Origin of the sequence: Nosocomiicoccus sp. HMSC067E10, from assembly GCF_001810835.1 — a bacterium.
Lineage (GTDB): Bacteria > Bacillota > Bacilli > Staphylococcales > Salinicoccaceae > Nosocomiicoccus > Nosocomiicoccus ampullae_A.
Genome location: NZ_KV802764.1, coordinates 228591 through 245167 on the forward strand (window position 1 = coordinate 228591; position 16577 = coordinate 245167).

Here is a 16577-nt window from a genome sequence, read left to right on the forward strand (position 1 = left end):
CTCCTTACATATTGTAAAATATTTGATATTATATAATTATAACAAAGTTAAAGGACGCGTTTATAATGATATTAAACTATAAAGAACACGTTCCAAAAATTCATGATAGCACTTTTATTGCTCAGAATGCTACAATAATCGGTGATGTTCAAATTGGTGCACACTGTTCTGTTTGGTTTGGTGCGGTTATACGAGGTGACGTTGCGCCAGTCAAAATTGGAGATTATACAAATATCCAAGATCAATCGGTCCTTCATCAGTCTCCTAATATGCCACTCACTATAGAAGATCATGTCACAATTGGGCACAGAGTGACGTTACACAGTTGTACAGTTAGAAGTGGTGCGTTAGTCGGTATGGACTCAACGATATTAGACGGTGCAGTAATTGGTGAGAACGCATTTATTGGTGCAGGTTCACTCGTTACTTCAAATACTGAAATACCACCGAATAGCCTAGCATTCGGCCGACCAGCAAAAGTGATTCGACAATTAACGGATGAAGACATACAAGAAATGACACGTATTAACGCAACATATGTCAATCATATTCCGCATTACAAAGGGTAGTTCTTATTATTTTTATATTTTATACATTTTGGAGGAATTTTTAATGGCAGTTTTACGCGACTTTTTTATTGGTTTATCTCAAATTAAACCAGTAAACGATGCAACGAAGAAAATGGGATTACGTTTTGGTGCTCAACACGTTGTCGGAGGAACAAAAACAGACGACACTGTTGAAAAAATCCGTCAACTAAACCAAAAAGGCTTATCTATTACAGTTGATAACCTCGGTGAATTTATTAAAGATCGTGCTCAAGCAGAAATAGAAAAAAATCTAATTCTCGACATGATTGATGCGATTCATAAAAATCACTTAGATGCACATTTTTCAGTTAAATTAACACAACTTGGTTTAAACCTTGGAGATGACTTCATCTTACAAAACATGCGTGAAATTATGGAAGCTGCTAAAGAAGCAGATAACATGTTCGTAAATATCGACATGGAGAACTACGCTTCTAAAGAAAAAACGTTTTTTGTTTTAGATGAGTTATTAAAAGATTACGACAATGTCGGTACAGTGTTACAAGCATACTTATTTGATAGTATGGAAGACGCTGAAAAGTACAAGGATAACCGTACGCGCTTAGTTAAAGGTGCTTACAAAGAAGATCCAAGTATCGCATACCAAAGTAAGAATGATATTGACAACAACTACTTTGAGTTAATTAAATATCACTTAACTCACGGTAAAGGTTTCACTTCGATTGCAACGCATGACCATAACATTATTAACCGCGTGATTGATTTCGTTGAAGCGAATGACATTTCACACGATTCATTTGAATTCCAAATGTTATACGGATTTAGAAACGATTATCAACTCGAATTAGTTGAAGAAGGCTACAACATGACAGTTTACGTACCATACGGTAACGACTGGTACGCATACTTCATGAGACGTCTTGCAGAACGCCCTCAAAACTTAAACTTGCTCGTTAAATCAGTAACGACAAATAAAAAGTTCAAAGTCGGTGCTGCAGCTGCTGCGGCAGTCGGTGCTGGAATCGCAGTAACAAAATTATTCAAAAAATAATATAATAAAGGATACGGATCTTCCGTATCCTTTATTTATTAGGTGAATTTTATGAATAAAAAAAGAATGTTTTTAGTATTTCTAGGTGGTACATTAGGCGGACTCTGTCGATTTAGTATTGATACTACCCTTCAATATTTTGACAGTTTCTTTATGATTTCTACAATCACCGTCAATTTAGTCGGTCCATTTTTACTCGGACTCGTATACAATCGTTTTAATGATACTCTTTATGCATCAATATTTATAACTGGATTCCTCGGATCATTTACGACGTTTTCTACATTGACTGTACATCTTACAATGACTTTAGAGTATAATGCCCTCTCGTTTTATATCTATTTATTATGTGCAATGACATTTGGTTTCGTGATGTTTTTAATCGGAATAAAAGTGCAACAGTTAGTTGGTGAGCGCCATGTTTAAATTACTGATAATTATTTTACTTTCTGGAATTGGCGCTGTCGTTAGAGACATGATATCTATACATATGCCTAAATCATTATATGGCACACTAATTGTCAATATTCTCGGCGCATTTTTAGCAGGCACAATAATTCGTAGTCAGTTTATTAATGGAGAGTATTATGATTTAATGATGGTTGGATTTTTAGGCGGTTTTACGACATATTCTGCTTTTACAAAAGATCAATACGAATTGTTCAAAGAGAAACAATATATCAAACTTTTCCTATACACACTAATAATGTTTTCACTTACGTTGTGTGCATTTTTTGTCGCATTATCAATCAATATTTTAAATTAAAAAAACTCACGGAAGTATTACACTTTCGTGAGTTTTTCAATTAAGGATTTAGTCGCATTAGTGATTCTGCGATTTCATCTAAATCTTTTACTGTATATTGGAAACGACCTTGGAAGACGTGTTTATTGAAGTAGTCTTCAAGTTGTTCTGTTCCTACGATTACTTTCGCATTGCTATCTGTTGCGTAGTTCATAATCGTATGACCACCGTTATCTTTCGGGTTAAAGTAAATAATTGGTACGACGTCAAACTGTAATTTTAATACGTTTCTCAGTTTTTCAGCTGTCATCTCAGTATCTTCGATCGTGTTGTTGTAATAATTTACAGCCACTTTTTCATCGTTTTCTTTTTCAAATATTAACGTTTGTTCTTTGTTTGGATCTAAGTTTAACAGTTGGAAAATCCCTTCTAAATAAGGAATCTCATCGTACTGTTCTTCAGTCACACCATGTAAAATATGTCCGCTCCAATATTTTGAATCGATTAAATAAATACCTGTGCGCGTTAATACTAAGTGATCAATCTTACGCGTGTTCGTATAATTTCTAGATGGTAAATAAATATTCGACAGAATGTACATATCAGACTCGCGAATTCTCTCTTCTGTGACGAGTTTATTTTTAAAGTTTAATAGTGCTAAATCTGTTAAATATTCACCTTTATCAACAGTAAATTGTTGGATACTTGATAATTTATTGTTTAAAAGTGTTGTATCTTCTAAATATTTTTCATTTAAGTGAGACACTTCTTTTTTATGTGCCATGCGTTCATCTTCTTGATTTTTAACATAGCTTTCGATGAGTGTTTCTTCTTTCTTTTTATATAATCTTTCATTTTCTTCAACTTCGTTACGATGTTTCACGTCGTAAATTAAAAATGAAATAATAACTATAAGTAACAAAGCTGCAACGATAATAAATAGAGGCTCTGTTAGTATTTCTGTTGACATAAAACTCACTTTCCTTTCAATTAACTTTGTTAATTATACCAATAATTTAAATAGAAATAAAATTAAAACAGCTCATGATGAGCTGTTTTACTAATTAAGATATGATTTTAAAGTATCTACTTTATCGAGTGCTTCCCATGGGACGTCGATATCGTGACGACCGAAGTGTCCGTAACTTGCTGTTTGTTTATAAATCGGACGCTGTAAATCTAACATTTCAATAATACCGTCTGGAGTTAACGTAAATTCATTGCGTACTGCGGCTGCAATTTTTGAATCTTCGATTTTACCTGTTCCAAATGTATTTACTGAAATCGAGACAGGTTCAGCAACACCAATCGCATATGATAACTGAATTTCACACTGTTTAGATAAACCACTTGCAACGATATTTTTAGCAATGTAACGCGCTGCATAAGCTGCAGATCTATCTACTTTAGTTGGGTCTTTTCCACTAAATGCTCCCCCACCATGTCGTGCATAACCACCGTAAGTATCGACAATAATCTTACGTCCAGTTAATCCTGCATCTCCATGTGGTCCACCGATAACGAATCGACCTGTCGGGTTAATGATCATCCGAGTATCCTCGTCGATGAGATTTTCATCAATAACATAATCGATAACTTCACGCTTAATATCTTCTTTAATTTCACTATGTGCGACTTTTTCATCGTGTTGTGTGGATAAGACGATTGTATCTACACGTAACGGCTGATCATTTTCATCGTATTCGACAGTGACTTGAGTTTTTCCATCTGGTCGAAGGTAGTCTAAAACATGCGTTTTACGTACTTCTGTTAGACGACGCGCGAGTTTATGCGCTAAAGTAATTGGAAGTGGCATAAATTCCTCAGTTTCGTCTGTCGCGTAACCAAACATTAAACCTTGGTCACCTGCTCCAGTAGTTCCGCTCTCTTTTGATTCGTTATCCCCTTCTCCATCAACTCCTTGAGCAATATCGACTGACTGCTCATCAATTCCTGTTAATACAGACATCGTTTTATAATCATATCCGTATTCAGCATTCGTATAACCAATTTCTTGTACCGTATTTCTAACGATTTTAGGAATGTCGACGTACGTAGACGTTGAAATTTCTCCAACGATCATGGCAAGACCAGTGTTAACAACCGTCTCACATGCAACACGTGCGTCTTTATCGTCTTTAATAATCTCGTCTAAAATCGCATCTGAAATTTGGTCTGCAACTTTATCTGGATGACCTTCTGTTACAGACTCTGACGTAAATAATCTACGTTCCATTATATTTTCCCCTTAAAATATATTAGCTATCTCTTTCGATAAAAAAAGCCTTTTCTCACACATAGAGAAAAGGCCACCCTTTTCTCTTATCGTTCAGAAATCATTATTTCTGCAACCTTTAGCACCATTCTTCTACGTTAGAAGGGGTTGCTGGGCTTCACAGGGGGTATTCCCTCCACCGACTCTTGATAAGAGATAACTTGTTTACTAGAATACACAACATCAATGAAATTATCAAGTACTTTTAAAACATATCTCGATTCGGTGGAATCTTTTAGTATCTTGTATTAAAATATTAGATGATAAACAAAATTTGGAGGAAATTTATATAATGTCAAACTCTGTGAAAAGAATCGAAGCACTTGTACAAAAAGATTCAACAAACAATCAATTATCACGTGCAGAGCTTGTAGAAGCCGCATCTAGAAGAAAAGAAGGTAAAATTGCATCGAGCGGTGCATTCACTGCAACAACTGGTAAATATACAGGTCGTAGCCCTAAAGACCGCTTCATCGTTGAAGACGATGTGACAAGAGACACTGTAGATTGGGGAGAAGTAAACCAACCAATTAGTGGTGAAGTGTTTGATGCACTACTCGACAAAGTGTTAGAACACTTAGATAGTAAAGATGAATTATTCGTATTTAACGGATATGCAGGTGCAGATAAGGATTCACGTTTAAACATTCGTGTCGTAAACGAATTCGCATGGCATAACTTATTCGTAAAAGCTTTATTTATCGATCCTGAAACAAAAGAAGAAGGTTTAAACATTTCACCTGACTTTACAATTGTTTCTGCACCATCATTTAAAGCAGACCCATCTGTAGATGGTACGAACTCTGAAACATTTATTTTAGTGAACTTTGAAAAGCAAATCGTTTTAATCGGTGGAACTGAATACGCTGGAGAGATGAAAAAATCTATCTTCTCTGTAATGAACTACCTACTTCCTCAAAAAGGTATTTTAAGTATGCACTGTTCAGCAAACGTCGGAGAAAATGATGACGTAGCGTTATTCTTCGGATTATCTGGTACAGGTAAAACGACACTTTCTGCAGATCCAAATCGTGGTCTAATCGGTGACGATGAGCACGGTTGGAACGAACACGGTGTATTTAACATCGAAGGTGGATGCTACGCAAAAGCAATCAACTTATCTGAAGAGAAAGAACCTGAAATTTACCGTGCAATTAAATTCGGAAGTGTATTAGAGAACGTTATTTTAGATGATGAAAGAGATCCAGACTACGATGATAATTCTCTAACTGAAAATACACGTGCAGCGTATCCAATTAAACACATCGACAATGCGGTATTACCATCAAAAGCTGGTCACGCGAAGACAATCGTATTCTTAACAGCCGACGCTTTCGGAGTACTCCCTCCAATTGCGAAATTAACAAAAGAACAAGCAATGTACCACTTCTTAAGTGGATTTACATCAAAACTTGCAGGAACTGAACGCGGAGTAACATCTCCTGAACCAGTATTCTCAACGTGCTTCGGTGCACCATTCTTACCATTACATGCATCAGTATATGCAGATAGACTCGGTGAATTAATCGATGAACACGACGTTTCAGTTTATCTTGTAAACACTGGTTGGACTGGTGGAGAATACGGTGTTGGTGAACGTATGAACTTAAAATACACTCGTAAAATGGTTTCAGACGCTGTTGAAGGTGAACTTAAAAACCATGAGTTTGTTACTGATGAAACGTTCGGTTTACAAATTCCAACTGAAATCGAAGGCGTTCCTAGCGACGTATTAAACCCTAGAAAAACATGGGCAGATAAAGATGCTTACGACAAAGTAGCTGGTCAACTGATTGACTCATTTAAAGAAAACTTCAAAAAATTCGGTGATGATGTAAAAGAAATCGCTGAAAAAGGCGGATTCTAAACTCCGCATCATAATATAAAACGCACATTGATTATTTAATCAATGTGCGTTTTTCTATATAGATACATTATACAATCATCTTTAAGTAATCGACTTTTATCGGTTTCTTTTATTTCTTCAACGGAGTGAAACAATATCGGACCTTTCGTTTCTAAATAGTCACTTTTTTCTTCTATATCAGATAACTCTACGCGATAGACCGCTTTATAAAACGGTGTTGTTTCGTGAACTTTATACGTCCCGAGATACTCGACAGTTTTAACGACTCCCCCAGTCTCTTCAAATACTTCACGTTTTAACGCTTCTATAATCGTTTCACCCGCTTCTACTTTTCCTCCTGGGAATTCAATACCACGTGTTTTATGTCGAGTAAAGACATATTTATTATTATAAATTGGAATCGCAAGACAATGTGTCGCTTCAATTGATTCATCAAAAAACAACTCTACTACATTATCATTGTCATCTATAAACTGCTTCATCTGCTCACCTCAATTGAAATTAAAGTTTCTATTCTGTTATATTATATTTAATAAGAAAAGATGGTGCACATGAAAAAAATAATTTTACAAATGATTCGATTTTATCAGCGATATATTTCACCGATGTCTCCCCCGTCATGTCGATTTTACCCGACGTGTTCTCAATATGCGATTGAAGCAGTCGAAGAACATGGTGCAATTAAAGGGAGTTATTTAGCTGTTCGTCGTATTTTAAAATGTCATCCGCTTCATAAAGGTGGATTTGATCCTGTCCCTCCTAAAAAGAAGAAGTAGATGTATTGATATACGCCTCTCGGTTTAATTTTCTAGAAATTTTACCAGATGGCGTATATTTTATTTCTTTAACGACAATAATTTCTTTTGGGTGCTTATAACGTGCTAAATGTGTGTTAAAAATATTGATGAGTGTCATTTCATCAATATTTTCCTCAATGAGTAAAACAGGAACTTGTCCCCACTCTTCATCTTCTTTTTTAACAACGACACACGTTTTTAAGTCCGTATATTGTAAGACGATATCCTCGATTTCTTTTGGATAAATATTTTCTCCACCACTAATAATTAAATCATCTCTACGATCTAATATATATAAATATCCACCTTTAACTTCGGCGATATCTCCAGTATTAAAAAAGCCATCTTCTGTAATCATTTCAGCATTTAAATATCCACTCGTGACATTTTCACCTTTAACGAGCAACTCATTATTCTCATTGACACGGATATTTTCATTGGTTTTACCTACCGTACCCGTTAATATATTGTCATCATCATAAGATACAATAACAATTTGAGAACACGTTTCTGTCATACCAAAACTATTAAATACCGGTAATTTAAATTGAAGTGCCTCGTTTAGTAATTTAGGTGTCGTATTTGCTCCACCCATTAAAATCGCTTTTAAACTACTTAAATCTTTTTTGTCTATATTTTCGTCACTCATTATCCTACTGAGCATGACCGGTACAAATGACGTATGTGTCACTTTATAGCGTTCAATATCATTTAAAACGTGTTTAGAATCGAATCTATTATGGATAATTAACGTACACCCTGAAATTACTGCACGCATTAATATCGAAAAGCCCGAGATGTGAAATATCGGATTGACCATGAGCCATGTACTATTCTCATCATAATTTAACCCATTCATCGCATTTATATGAGACGCATAATGGTTTAAATACGTTTGAGTCACGGCTTTCGGTCGTCCTGTCGTCCCACTCGTAAACATGATTGATAATATATCATCATCATTTGCTTCAACCTCTTCATATGATGCTTTATCGTGCTGTATGATTTCTCTATAGTAGATGACGTTTACGTTCACTTTATTTAAAACGTCTGAGTCAATCGTTGAAAAAATTGTATCGACATTAACGTCCATTAGTTGATTGTTAATTTCTTCAGATGAAAGACGTGTGTTCACCATGACGATTTCGATATGACGCTCAATTAAACTATGTATTAAAATCGCACTATCTACACTGTTATCTATAAATAACCCAACTCTTTTAATGTTAGGAATTCTTTGAGAGAGATCGTGTACTTTATCTTGTAATTGTTTATAAGTTAAGTGTAAGTCTTCGTAAATGACCGCGATCTTTTCCGGATAATTTTTTGAATTACGGTGAAGCCAGTGATTCAATGTAAACACTCCTTTAACTATCCTATTATATCAAATCTTTAAAGTGACTCGTATCATTTAGACAATCATTAGAAAAAATGATAAATTATAATTAAGAAAACAACGAGGGAGACGAAATTATGGCAGGCCATTCAAAATGGAATAACATTAAACAACGTAAAGGTGCCCAAGATAAAAAACGCGGTAAAATCTTCCAAAAGTTATCGCGTGAAATTTATATGGCAGCAAAACAAGGTGGCGGAGATCCAGATACGAATCCAGCACTACGTTTAGCGATGGACCGTGCACGTTCAGAAAATATGCCTAAAGACAACATTACACGTGCAATCGACAAAGCAACATCATCTGGCTCTGGTGAAAACTACGATCCAGTAATGTATGAAGGATACGGCCCAAGTGGTGTCGGTATTTTAGCAGAAGCATTAACAGATAACCGTAACCGAACAAACACAAACGTACGTATCGCATACAATAAAAACGGTGGAAACATCGGTGAAGCGGGTTCTGTAAGTTATATGTTTGAACGTAAAGGATATATTGTAATCGAACGTAGTACGACAGAAGACGATGAAGAAACAATGTTATTAGAAGTGCTTGAAGCAGGTGCTGAAGAGTTAGAAACGAGCGATGAAGTATTTGAAATCTTCACTGAACAAGCAGACTTCGCACAAGTGAGAGACCATTTAGAAGAAAAAGGATACACATTAGCACAAAGTGAATTAACGATGATTCCGATGAATACAGTCGCATTAAGCGATGAAGACTATGAAATTTTAGAAAACATACTCGACGCGCTCGATGATGATGACGACGTCACTGACGTCCATCATAACGCAGTGCGTGCAAGTGAAGAATAAAATAGAAATTCCACTTAAGTTTAGTAGCTTAAGTGGAATTTTTTTATATTATAAACTCTCTTTTTATACATAATAAATTCAAAATATCATCATTAAAATTTAATGTGAATTCTGTTAAAACATACTCCCTATTTTGAAATAAAAAAGAAATAATACCCCTTTTTTATTACTAAGCGCTAACAACTCAATGAGAATTCAATGAAAAGTATTGAGTGTTAATTTTCTTTTCTCTATATTAAATGTGCTCTCGTATTGATATAGAGCACATTATATCTAAAAGTGATAACACTTGAAAGCGAATGATTTTATTGAAATTTTTATTGATACTGATTTTGTATCCAGCAATTATGTCTATGTACTGGACAATCGGATCTTCCCTTTACTTTATTAGGTATGAGTTATTTTCAAAAAGTCACAAGGTTCCATCAGATTTAAAAGGAATCACATTTGTCGTCGCTTGTTTTAATGAACAAGATACGTTAGAAGAAACACTTACATCCCTAGTACATCTCGATTATCCTTTAAAAGAAATTATTATGGTCAATGATGGGAGCACTGACTATACAGCTGCAAAATTAACTGACTTAAAAAGTCGCTATGATTTTAAATTTATTAATTTAAAAGAAAACAAAGGTAAAGCAAATGCATTAAATGAAGCGGTTAAAGAAGCATCGTATGATTACGTTCTATGTATAGATGCGGATACTGTAATTTTTGACGGCGCACCCCAGTATATGATGACACATATGTTAAACGACAATTCGATCGGTGCAGTTACAGGTAACCCAAGAATTCGTAATAAGGACTCTATGCTTGGAAAAATACAAGTCGTTGAATACGCGAGTATTATTGGTGGTATTAAACGTGCACAAAGTTTAGCAGGTGCAATCAACACTGTTTCAGGTGTATTTACATTGTTTAGAAAAGAAGCACTAGAAGACGTCGGTCTGTTTGATACGGATATGATCACTGAAGATATCGCTATGTCTTGGAATCTGCATTTAAATGATTGGAAAATCCTTTACGAGCCACGCGCGATGTGTTTTATGCTCGTTCCTGAAACGCTTGGTGGTTTATGGAAGCAAAGAGTGCGTTGGTCTCAAGGTGGTCATGAAGTCATTATTCGTGATTTTAAAAATATTATCAAAAAGGGGCAATTCCCGCTTTATCTATTACTGTTAGAATCTCTACTTTCAATTTTATGGATTTATATCATATTGCTAACATTGTTCTTTACAGTAATGAGGTTAGATTTACTAAATATTTTTAGTGTTAGAGAACAATTAAGTTTACTCGTCATCAGTGCTTTAATATTAACGTTCTTTAATATTATTCAGTTTTTAGTCGCTTTATTTATCGACGTAAAGTACGAACGTAGAAATATTATTGGCCTTCTCTTTTTAAGTTGGTATCCAACGGTTTACTGGCTAATTAATGGGCTCGTCGTATTATTTGCATTACCGAAAGCATTAAAGCGTAAGAAAGGAGAGTTTGCGACATGGACAAGCCCAGACAGAGGAGATATCCAGTAGTACACTCCAATCTAAACCTTTTAAGAGAAACAATTCTTTATGTGAGTTCTATTCCATTATGGCTATATTGTTTATTCGTTATTTACATTACATCTATGACACTTTTAAATATTAATACAGAGTTCGTACAACTCGCTAGAATCTCAATGTCTATCAGTCGTACAGATTATATCGATATATTTAAACCCGTATTTTACTTCATAATCGTTATCGCAATTTTCTTCGTTATGAGATTTATTCAATCGTTTAAAGAGGAAAAATTATGAAGAAATTGTGTATAGCTCTACTACTTACATTCATGATATTTATGAATATACCAAACGATGTCAAAGCATCTGAGGAGTGTCTCGCGTTAAATTATCATCGCGTCCGTGAAGAAACACTTCTATATAAATTGCTCAAAGTCATTGCACCAAACAAAGAGCAAGATATCTATAGTGTCACAACTGATGAGTTTGAGCGGCAGATGAAATGGCTCGTAGATCACGATGCAACGTTTGTTAATGCAGAAGAGTTAGAATTTTACTACGAAAAAGGAGAATTCCCTAAGCGATGTGTTTGGGTGAATTTCGATGATCTGGATGATACGGTTTTAAATGCTGAAAAAATATTGAAAAAATATAATATAAAAGCTACAGGCTTTGTCATCACAGGACAAGTCGGTAACGATAACTATTTAAATCTAACTTTATTAGATCTCGACGGTTTAAAAAAACTCTATAAAACAAATCGATGGGAATTTAGCTCTCATACAAATAACTTACATTTCATGGATAAACATCATAAAACCATTTTAAATAGAACAGAAGATCAAGCGTTAACAAAAGATATTAAAACGAGTAACGATTACCTTAAAAAACATTTTAACGAAACCAATCATCGACTCGCCTATCCATATGGCTATGTCGATGATTCCAAATTAAGTGCGATTAAAAGTGCAGAAATTGTATACGGATATTCACTTCAGGAAGCACCTATTCGAACAGACAGTCATCCTTATTATTTGCCACGCATTTTAATTACAGAATCTTCGTTTAAAAAATTTGTGGAAGAATGGGATGAATTTAAATGAAAAATAAGAAACTAGAGCTCGTTTACGTACGTGCAATAATATGTACTTCGATCGTATTAACTCATATTTTAACGTCTTACACAATACAAGAAGCGACGGAGACAGTTGAGTATGAATACTTATATATCATACGAAATATATTTATTTTTGGAGTGCCATGTTTTTTAATTTTAAGTCAACTACTGGTGACTGCAAGGTATGATTATATACCTTATAACTTTATAAGAAAAAGAATTATTTATGTGTTTATACCGTACTTTTTTGTCGGTATTTTATACGCTTATACTATGAAATATGGCAGTGATGAAAGTTTCATCGAGATCTATAAAGATGCTGTAATCATCGGAAACTGGTACGGGTATTTTATTATCATATTTTTATTTACGATTTTACTCAATTTACTTTTTAAAAGGATACCTCTAAAAATATTCGGAAATATTTGGGTCTTGTTTAGTGCACTCATAGTCCAAGTCGTGTTCTTCTATGTAAGAAATCACTATGACTGGTTCCAAGAGTTTTTAATACATGACTATCCATTAAATGAGCACACGTTCTTTCTAGGCTGGATATTCTACTACTTTTTAGGTGGCTTTATTGGCTATCATTATGATAATGTAATCAAGTTCTTAGAGGATTATCTAGTGATCGTCATCGCAGCTTCAATATTAGCGTTTGTCATTTTCGTCATGTACTTTAACCACGATTACTATACAGTTCAAAGTTTTGCAGGAAAACTCATACCGTATAATACAATGATGTTTTTCTTAGTACTCGGAATAGCGATTCATTGTAAAACAATCGCTTATTCTTACGTTGTATTTGTGTCGCATTTCTCATACCAAATTTATTTACTTCATCCGTTATATTTAAATAGCGTGTATGATGTCACTCGACCATTTTTAGATTCAACACTTGCATTTATATTAATCACACTCTTCGTTGTTCAAACGAGCATCATCGGATTTTCAATATTCGTCCATACATTCTCAGTAACACGAATTTTATTTGGTACAAGAGATTTTAAATATATATTTAAAGAAATAGACGCAAAATATCTATCATAAAAAGAGCTACTTCCCATAAAAATATAGGAAGTAGCTCTTTTCATTTTAAAACTCTCATAATCCTATAATCTAAAAAATTAAAAATCACTTACTTTATCAATTTTGTTGTATAGACTAGTCCACTGATTTTTAAGATATTTAGCTGATTCATCAAATAACTTTTGCCTCGCATCATTTTGTTCATCATCATATTTTTTACGTGTAAATTCACCCGTGTACTCCAAAGGAAACTGACCATTAGGTGGACTAAAAGTGTCGCATTCATATATTTTAATCGGTGTCATTTTGGTTTTATGATACAAATCATTTGTATATTTTATAAGATGATCTGTATTTTCAATTTCTGACAGTCTGAATTCAAGTAAATTTTTCGCTTCCAGTGCTGGATAAGTCAACTCAAAATAATTTTCACTTATTGATTGTAAGTTGTTTTTATAACCCTCCTCATCTCGAATTCGATGAAGTAAATTATTGTATACAACCTTCTTTAGTTCACTGACTTTTAATAAGTAGTCACTAGTTAACTGTCTGATATCCTCAATTCTCTCTTTTTGAGACTCAACAATAACCTTCACTTCTAACTCTCTTGTATGTTGTTCATTCAATTGCTTCAATTGCTCAGCGAATTGTTGTCTTTGTTGTTCTATTATCTCTTTATGTCGTATATTGGTATCTTCGATTTCACGTTCTCTAAATTTCGCCATTTTCAAAAATTGATAAACACTAAGGAAAAGATTTATACCAACTAAAATATATAGTAACCAGTGTGAAGAATTGCTACTTACTAAAGCTTCTGAAGCTTGTACTCCTGCATTCATGAAAACACTCCTTTAAATAATTAATCCTCTCTTTATAATAAAGTTGATTTTCTTATCAAAATAATGTCGTTATTATATTTTGCATCAAATTAAATAATTTAATTTTATACAAATCACTTTTGTATTAAAGCCCCATTCATTTCGTTGACAATTAAGCCTTTTGCGTAAACGAAACAGACACCTTCTTTATACAAATCGTTTTTATGTAAAATTAATAAAAACGATTTTACGCATAACTCATTTGCGTAAACTTAATGCTTTATTTCTCTTTTTAAGGTTTTAAAAATGATTAACAACGCACCGAGAATGACTAGTCCTGCCATTATTTTTTGAAATACTGGATCATTTGGCATAATAGAAGTAAAACTATTGAGAAATACATATATGATGATTAAAAACAGTACGACTACATCTAGGGATTTCATAAATCACCTTCTCTTTATGTATATTTAATAAGTAAACATTAATCAATATTGATATTTTACCCTCTTAAATCTATTATATAGAATTTACAAACTTTGGGGTAGTATATTGTGATTTCCATAAAAAATACCGTCCTTATACTAGGACGGTATTTATATTATTCATTCACTTATTGTGCTTTAAATTGTTTAAGCATTTCTCGTACTTCATCTGTATTTTTAGTGCTTATTAATGCGTGTCTTAACTGACTCGCTCCTCTAAAGCCTTTGACATATATTTTAAAGAATCTGTGTAACGCTTGAAACGGACGTTCTTCGAGTTCTTTTGAGTATTTGTCATGTAGATTTAAGTGCAAATAGAGTAGTTCGAGTAATTCGTCGCTTGAATGTTCTTTCGGTTCTTTTTCAAAAGCAAATGGATTATGGAAAATTCCGCGACCAATCATCACACCATCTACTCCATATTTTTCAACGAGTTCTAAACCTGTTTTACGGTCAGGGATATCTCCGTTTATTGTGAGTAACGTATTCGGTGCGATTTCGTCTCGTAATTGTTTAATTTCTGGAATTAGCTCCCAATGTGCGTCAACTTTACTCATCTCTTTACGTGTACGTAAATGGATAGATAAGTTCGCAATATCTTGTTTTAAAATATGCGTTAGCCACGGCTTCCATTCGTCTATTGACGTGTACCCAAGTCTCGTTTTTACACTTACTGGAAGTCCCCCAGCTTTTGCTGCTTCTATTAAATCAGCTGCAACGTCTGGTCGTAAGATTAGACCACTTCCCTTGCCGTCACCAGCGACATTCGGGGCTGGACATCCCATATTTAAATCGATTCCTTTAAATCCTGCTTTAGCCATACCGATACTCATCTCACGGAAGAACTCCGGTTTATCACCCCAAATGTGTGCAACCATTGGTTGTTCATCTTCAGTAAATGTTAAACGACCACGCACACTTTTATTACCTTCAGGGTGACAGTAACTTTCAGAGTTCGTAAACTCTGTAAAATAAACGTCTGGACGAGCCGCTTCTCCAACGACATGTCTAAAGATGACGTCCGTCACATCCTCCATCGGTGCAAGCACAAAAAATGGTTTCGGAAGATCGTTCCAAAAATTCTCTTTCATCTATCGTTCAATTCCTCTCAAACACAGTTAAAATACTAATTATTATAACGTAATATTGTACCCACCAGTTATACCATAAATTTGTCCTGTCGTGTAGCTACTTTCTTCACTGCCTAATAATACATATACTGATGACAGTTCTACTGGTTGACCTGCTCTACCAAGTTGTGACCCTTGTCCAAATGTTGGTATTTTACCTTCAAGTTGCCCACCGTCTAATTGAAGTGGTGTCCAGATTGGACCTGGAGCGACTCCATTTACGCGAATTCCTTTTTCACTAAAGTACTGAGCGAAGTTTACGACTAAGTTTGAAATGGCACCTTTTGTCGCTGCATAATCCAGTAATTGTTTAGATGGATTAAATGACTCAACAGACGTCGTTAAAATAATAGATGCACCAGGTTTTAGATGTTTTTCAGCTTGTTTAATTGCTTCAAACATACTAATAACGTTCACTTGAAATGTGTTTTTTACTTGTTCTATTGATAAATCTTCTAATTTCTCTTGAGCGAATTGCTCTGCTGAGTTTAAAACTAAAACGTCTAATCCACCAAGGGCTTCTACAGCATCTTCTACTACTTTTGCCGCTTCTCCGTCATTACGAAAATCTGCTTTTAAAGTCACAGCTTTTTGACCTAAATTGTTAATGAAATCCTCAACTTCTTTAGCATCTTTTTCTTCACCTGGAAGATATTGAATGGCAACGTCTGCACCTTCTTTAGCATATGCGATTGCTGCCGCACGTCCAATACCTGAATCTCCTCCAGTAATGAGTGTTTTTAACCCTTTCATACGACCGTGTCCTGTATACGTTTCTTCACCAGTATCAGGAACTGGTGTCATTTCAGTTTGTAACGCAGGTCCTTTTTGATTTTGATCTGGAAAATCATTATATTCAAATTTTGTTCTTGGGTTTTGTAAATGTGTCATGAAAAAACTCCTCTTTTAAAATTTACTTATTCTATACCCTATTTTTTTAATTTTAAAAATGTTTCTCGTAGTCTTTCATATCATGTAATATATAATTAATAAAAACTAA

The 16577-nt window shown here is 34.4% G+C and carries 19 protein-coding genes and 1 riboswitch; of the genes, 11 read left to right on the forward strand and 8 right to left on the reverse strand.

Going from position 1 to position 16577, the window contains the following annotated elements; translation table 11 throughout:
• Nucleotides 1-65 precede the first annotated feature (65 nt).
• Genes HMPREF2767_RS05195 through HMPREF2767_RS05210 form a run of 4 tightly spaced genes read left to right on the forward strand, consistent with a single transcriptional unit; the run spans nt 66 to nt 2368 of the window.
• Nucleotides 66-569 (forward strand): gamma carbonic anhydrase, encoded by a 504-nt coding sequence (locus tag HMPREF2767_RS05195; RefSeq protein WP_070622833.1) that lies wholly within the window; start codon nt 66-68, stop codon nt 567-569.
• A gap of 43 nt (nt 570-612) precedes the next feature.
• Nucleotides 613-1602: a proline dehydrogenase family protein gene (locus HMPREF2767_RS05200; RefSeq protein ID WP_070622834.1), complete on the forward strand. Its 990-nt coding sequence runs from the start codon at nt 613-615 to the stop codon at nt 1600-1602.
• Nucleotides 1603-1653: 51 nt separating this feature from the next.
• A complete protein-coding gene (locus HMPREF2767_RS05205; protein WP_070622835.1) occupies nt 1654-2028 on the forward strand; it encodes a fluoride efflux transporter FluC in 375 nt (124 codons plus the stop codon).
• Complete coding sequence (locus HMPREF2767_RS05210) at nt 2021-2368, forward strand: fluoride efflux transporter FluC (protein WP_068130734.1); 348 nt, start codon at nt 2021-2023, stop codon at nt 2366-2368. Before HMPREF2767_RS05205 ends, HMPREF2767_RS05210 begins: the two co-directional genes overlap by 8 nt.
• A gap of 40 nt (nt 2369-2408) precedes the next feature.
• On the opposite strand, the gene HMPREF2767_RS05215 is transcribed toward HMPREF2767_RS05210, so the two are convergent.
• On the reverse strand, nt 2409-3317 hold the full coding sequence (locus HMPREF2767_RS05215; protein ID WP_070622836.1) for a nuclease-related domain-containing protein: 909 nt from the start codon (nt 3315-3317) through the stop codon (nt 2409-2411).
• Between the two features lie 90 nt (nt 3318-3407).
• Entirely contained in the window at nt 3408-4583 is a 1176-nt protein-coding gene (metK, locus tag HMPREF2767_RS05220) for a methionine adenosyltransferase (protein ID WP_070622837.1), read from the reverse strand.
• A gap of 83 nt (nt 4584-4666) precedes the next feature.
• A riboswitch (SAM riboswitch) is annotated at nt 4667-4778 on the reverse strand.
• A gap of 136 nt (nt 4779-4914) precedes the next feature.
• On the opposite strand from metK, the gene pckA reads away from it, so the two are divergent.
• Nucleotides 4915-6489 (forward strand): phosphoenolpyruvate carboxykinase (ATP), encoded by a 1575-nt coding sequence (pckA, locus tag HMPREF2767_RS05225; protein ID WP_070622838.1) that lies wholly within the window; start codon nt 4915-4917, stop codon nt 6487-6489.
• Between the two features lie 35 nt (nt 6490-6524).
• On the opposite strand, the gene HMPREF2767_RS05230 is transcribed toward pckA, so the two are convergent.
• On the reverse strand, nt 6525-6971 hold the full coding sequence (locus tag HMPREF2767_RS05230; RefSeq protein ID WP_070622839.1) for an NUDIX domain-containing protein: 447 nt from the start codon (nt 6969-6971) through the stop codon (nt 6525-6527).
• A 69-nt stretch (nt 6972-7040) separates the two neighbouring features.
• Here HMPREF2767_RS05230 and yidD point away from each other — a divergent pair, with 69 nt between their 5' ends.
• On the forward strand, nt 7041-7265 hold the full coding sequence (gene yidD, locus HMPREF2767_RS05235; protein WP_070622840.1) for a membrane protein insertion efficiency factor YidD: 225 nt from the start codon (nt 7041-7043) through the stop codon (nt 7263-7265).
• Here the strand turns inward: yidD and menE are convergent.
• Nucleotides 7249-8640 carry an o-succinylbenzoate--CoA ligase gene (gene menE / locus HMPREF2767_RS05240; RefSeq protein ID WP_070622841.1) on the reverse strand — a complete coding sequence of 464 codons (1392 nt, stop codon included), beginning with the start codon at nt 8638-8640 and terminating at the stop codon, nt 7249-7251. The two genes, yidD and menE, sit on opposite strands and share 17 nt — an antisense overlap.
• Before the next feature lie 119 nt (nt 8641-8759).
• On the opposite strand from menE, the gene HMPREF2767_RS05245 reads away from it, so the two are divergent.
• The 5 genes from HMPREF2767_RS05245 (at nt 8760) to HMPREF2767_RS05265 (ending at nt 13165) form a co-directional block, all read left to right on the forward strand.
• Nucleotides 8760-9497 carry a YebC/PmpR family DNA-binding transcriptional regulator gene (locus tag HMPREF2767_RS05245; RefSeq protein WP_070622842.1) on the forward strand — a complete coding sequence of 246 codons (738 nt, stop codon included), beginning with the start codon at nt 8760-8762 and terminating at the stop codon, nt 9495-9497.
• 308 nt (nt 9498-9805) lie between these two features.
• Entirely contained in the window at nt 9806-11029 is a 1224-nt protein-coding gene (pgaC, locus tag HMPREF2767_RS05250) for a poly-beta-1,6-N-acetyl-D-glucosamine synthase (RefSeq protein ID WP_070622843.1), read from the forward strand.
• Between the two features lie 41 nt (nt 11030-11070).
• Nucleotides 11071-11295, forward strand: coding sequence for a hypothetical protein (locus HMPREF2767_RS05255; RefSeq protein ID WP_070622845.1), 225 nt, complete (start codon nt 11071-11073; stop codon nt 11293-11295).
• On the forward strand, nt 11292-12101 hold the full coding sequence (icaB, locus tag HMPREF2767_RS05260) for an intercellular adhesin biosynthesis polysaccharide N-deacetylase (protein WP_070622847.1): 810 nt from the start codon (nt 11292-11294) through the stop codon (nt 12099-12101). Before HMPREF2767_RS05255 ends, icaB begins: the two co-directional genes overlap by 4 nt.
• Nucleotides 12098-13165, forward strand: a complete 1068-nt coding sequence (locus HMPREF2767_RS05265; RefSeq protein WP_070622848.1) for an acyltransferase family protein — start codon at nt 12098-12100, stop codon at nt 13163-13165. The genes icaB and HMPREF2767_RS05265 overlap by 4 nt, the downstream gene beginning before the upstream one ends.
• 77 nt (nt 13166-13242) lie before the next feature.
• Here HMPREF2767_RS05265 and HMPREF2767_RS05270 read toward each other — a convergent pair whose 3' ends face one another.
• From HMPREF2767_RS05270 to HMPREF2767_RS05280, 4 genes are all read right to left on the reverse strand, one after another.
• On the reverse strand, nt 13243-13983 hold the full coding sequence (locus HMPREF2767_RS05270; protein WP_070622850.1) for a hypothetical protein: 741 nt from the start codon (nt 13981-13983) through the stop codon (nt 13243-13245).
• Between the two features lie 251 nt (nt 13984-14234).
• Complete coding sequence (locus tag HMPREF2767_RS08755; RefSeq protein ID WP_168162124.1) at nt 14235-14408, reverse strand: hypothetical protein; 174 nt, start codon at nt 14406-14408, stop codon at nt 14235-14237.
• A 167-nt stretch (nt 14409-14575) separates the two neighbouring features.
• The gene (locus HMPREF2767_RS05275) at nt 14576-15538 is read right to left on the reverse strand and encodes a tRNA dihydrouridine synthase (protein ID WP_070622852.1); all 963 of its coding nucleotides are present in this window, start codon (nt 15536-15538) and stop codon (nt 14576-14578) included.
• 42 nt (nt 15539-15580) lie between these two features.
• On the reverse strand, nt 15581-16468 hold the full coding sequence (locus HMPREF2767_RS05280; protein ID WP_070456934.1) for an SDR family oxidoreductase: 888 nt from the start codon (nt 16466-16468) through the stop codon (nt 15581-15583).
• Nucleotides 16469-16577 lie beyond the last annotated feature (109 nt).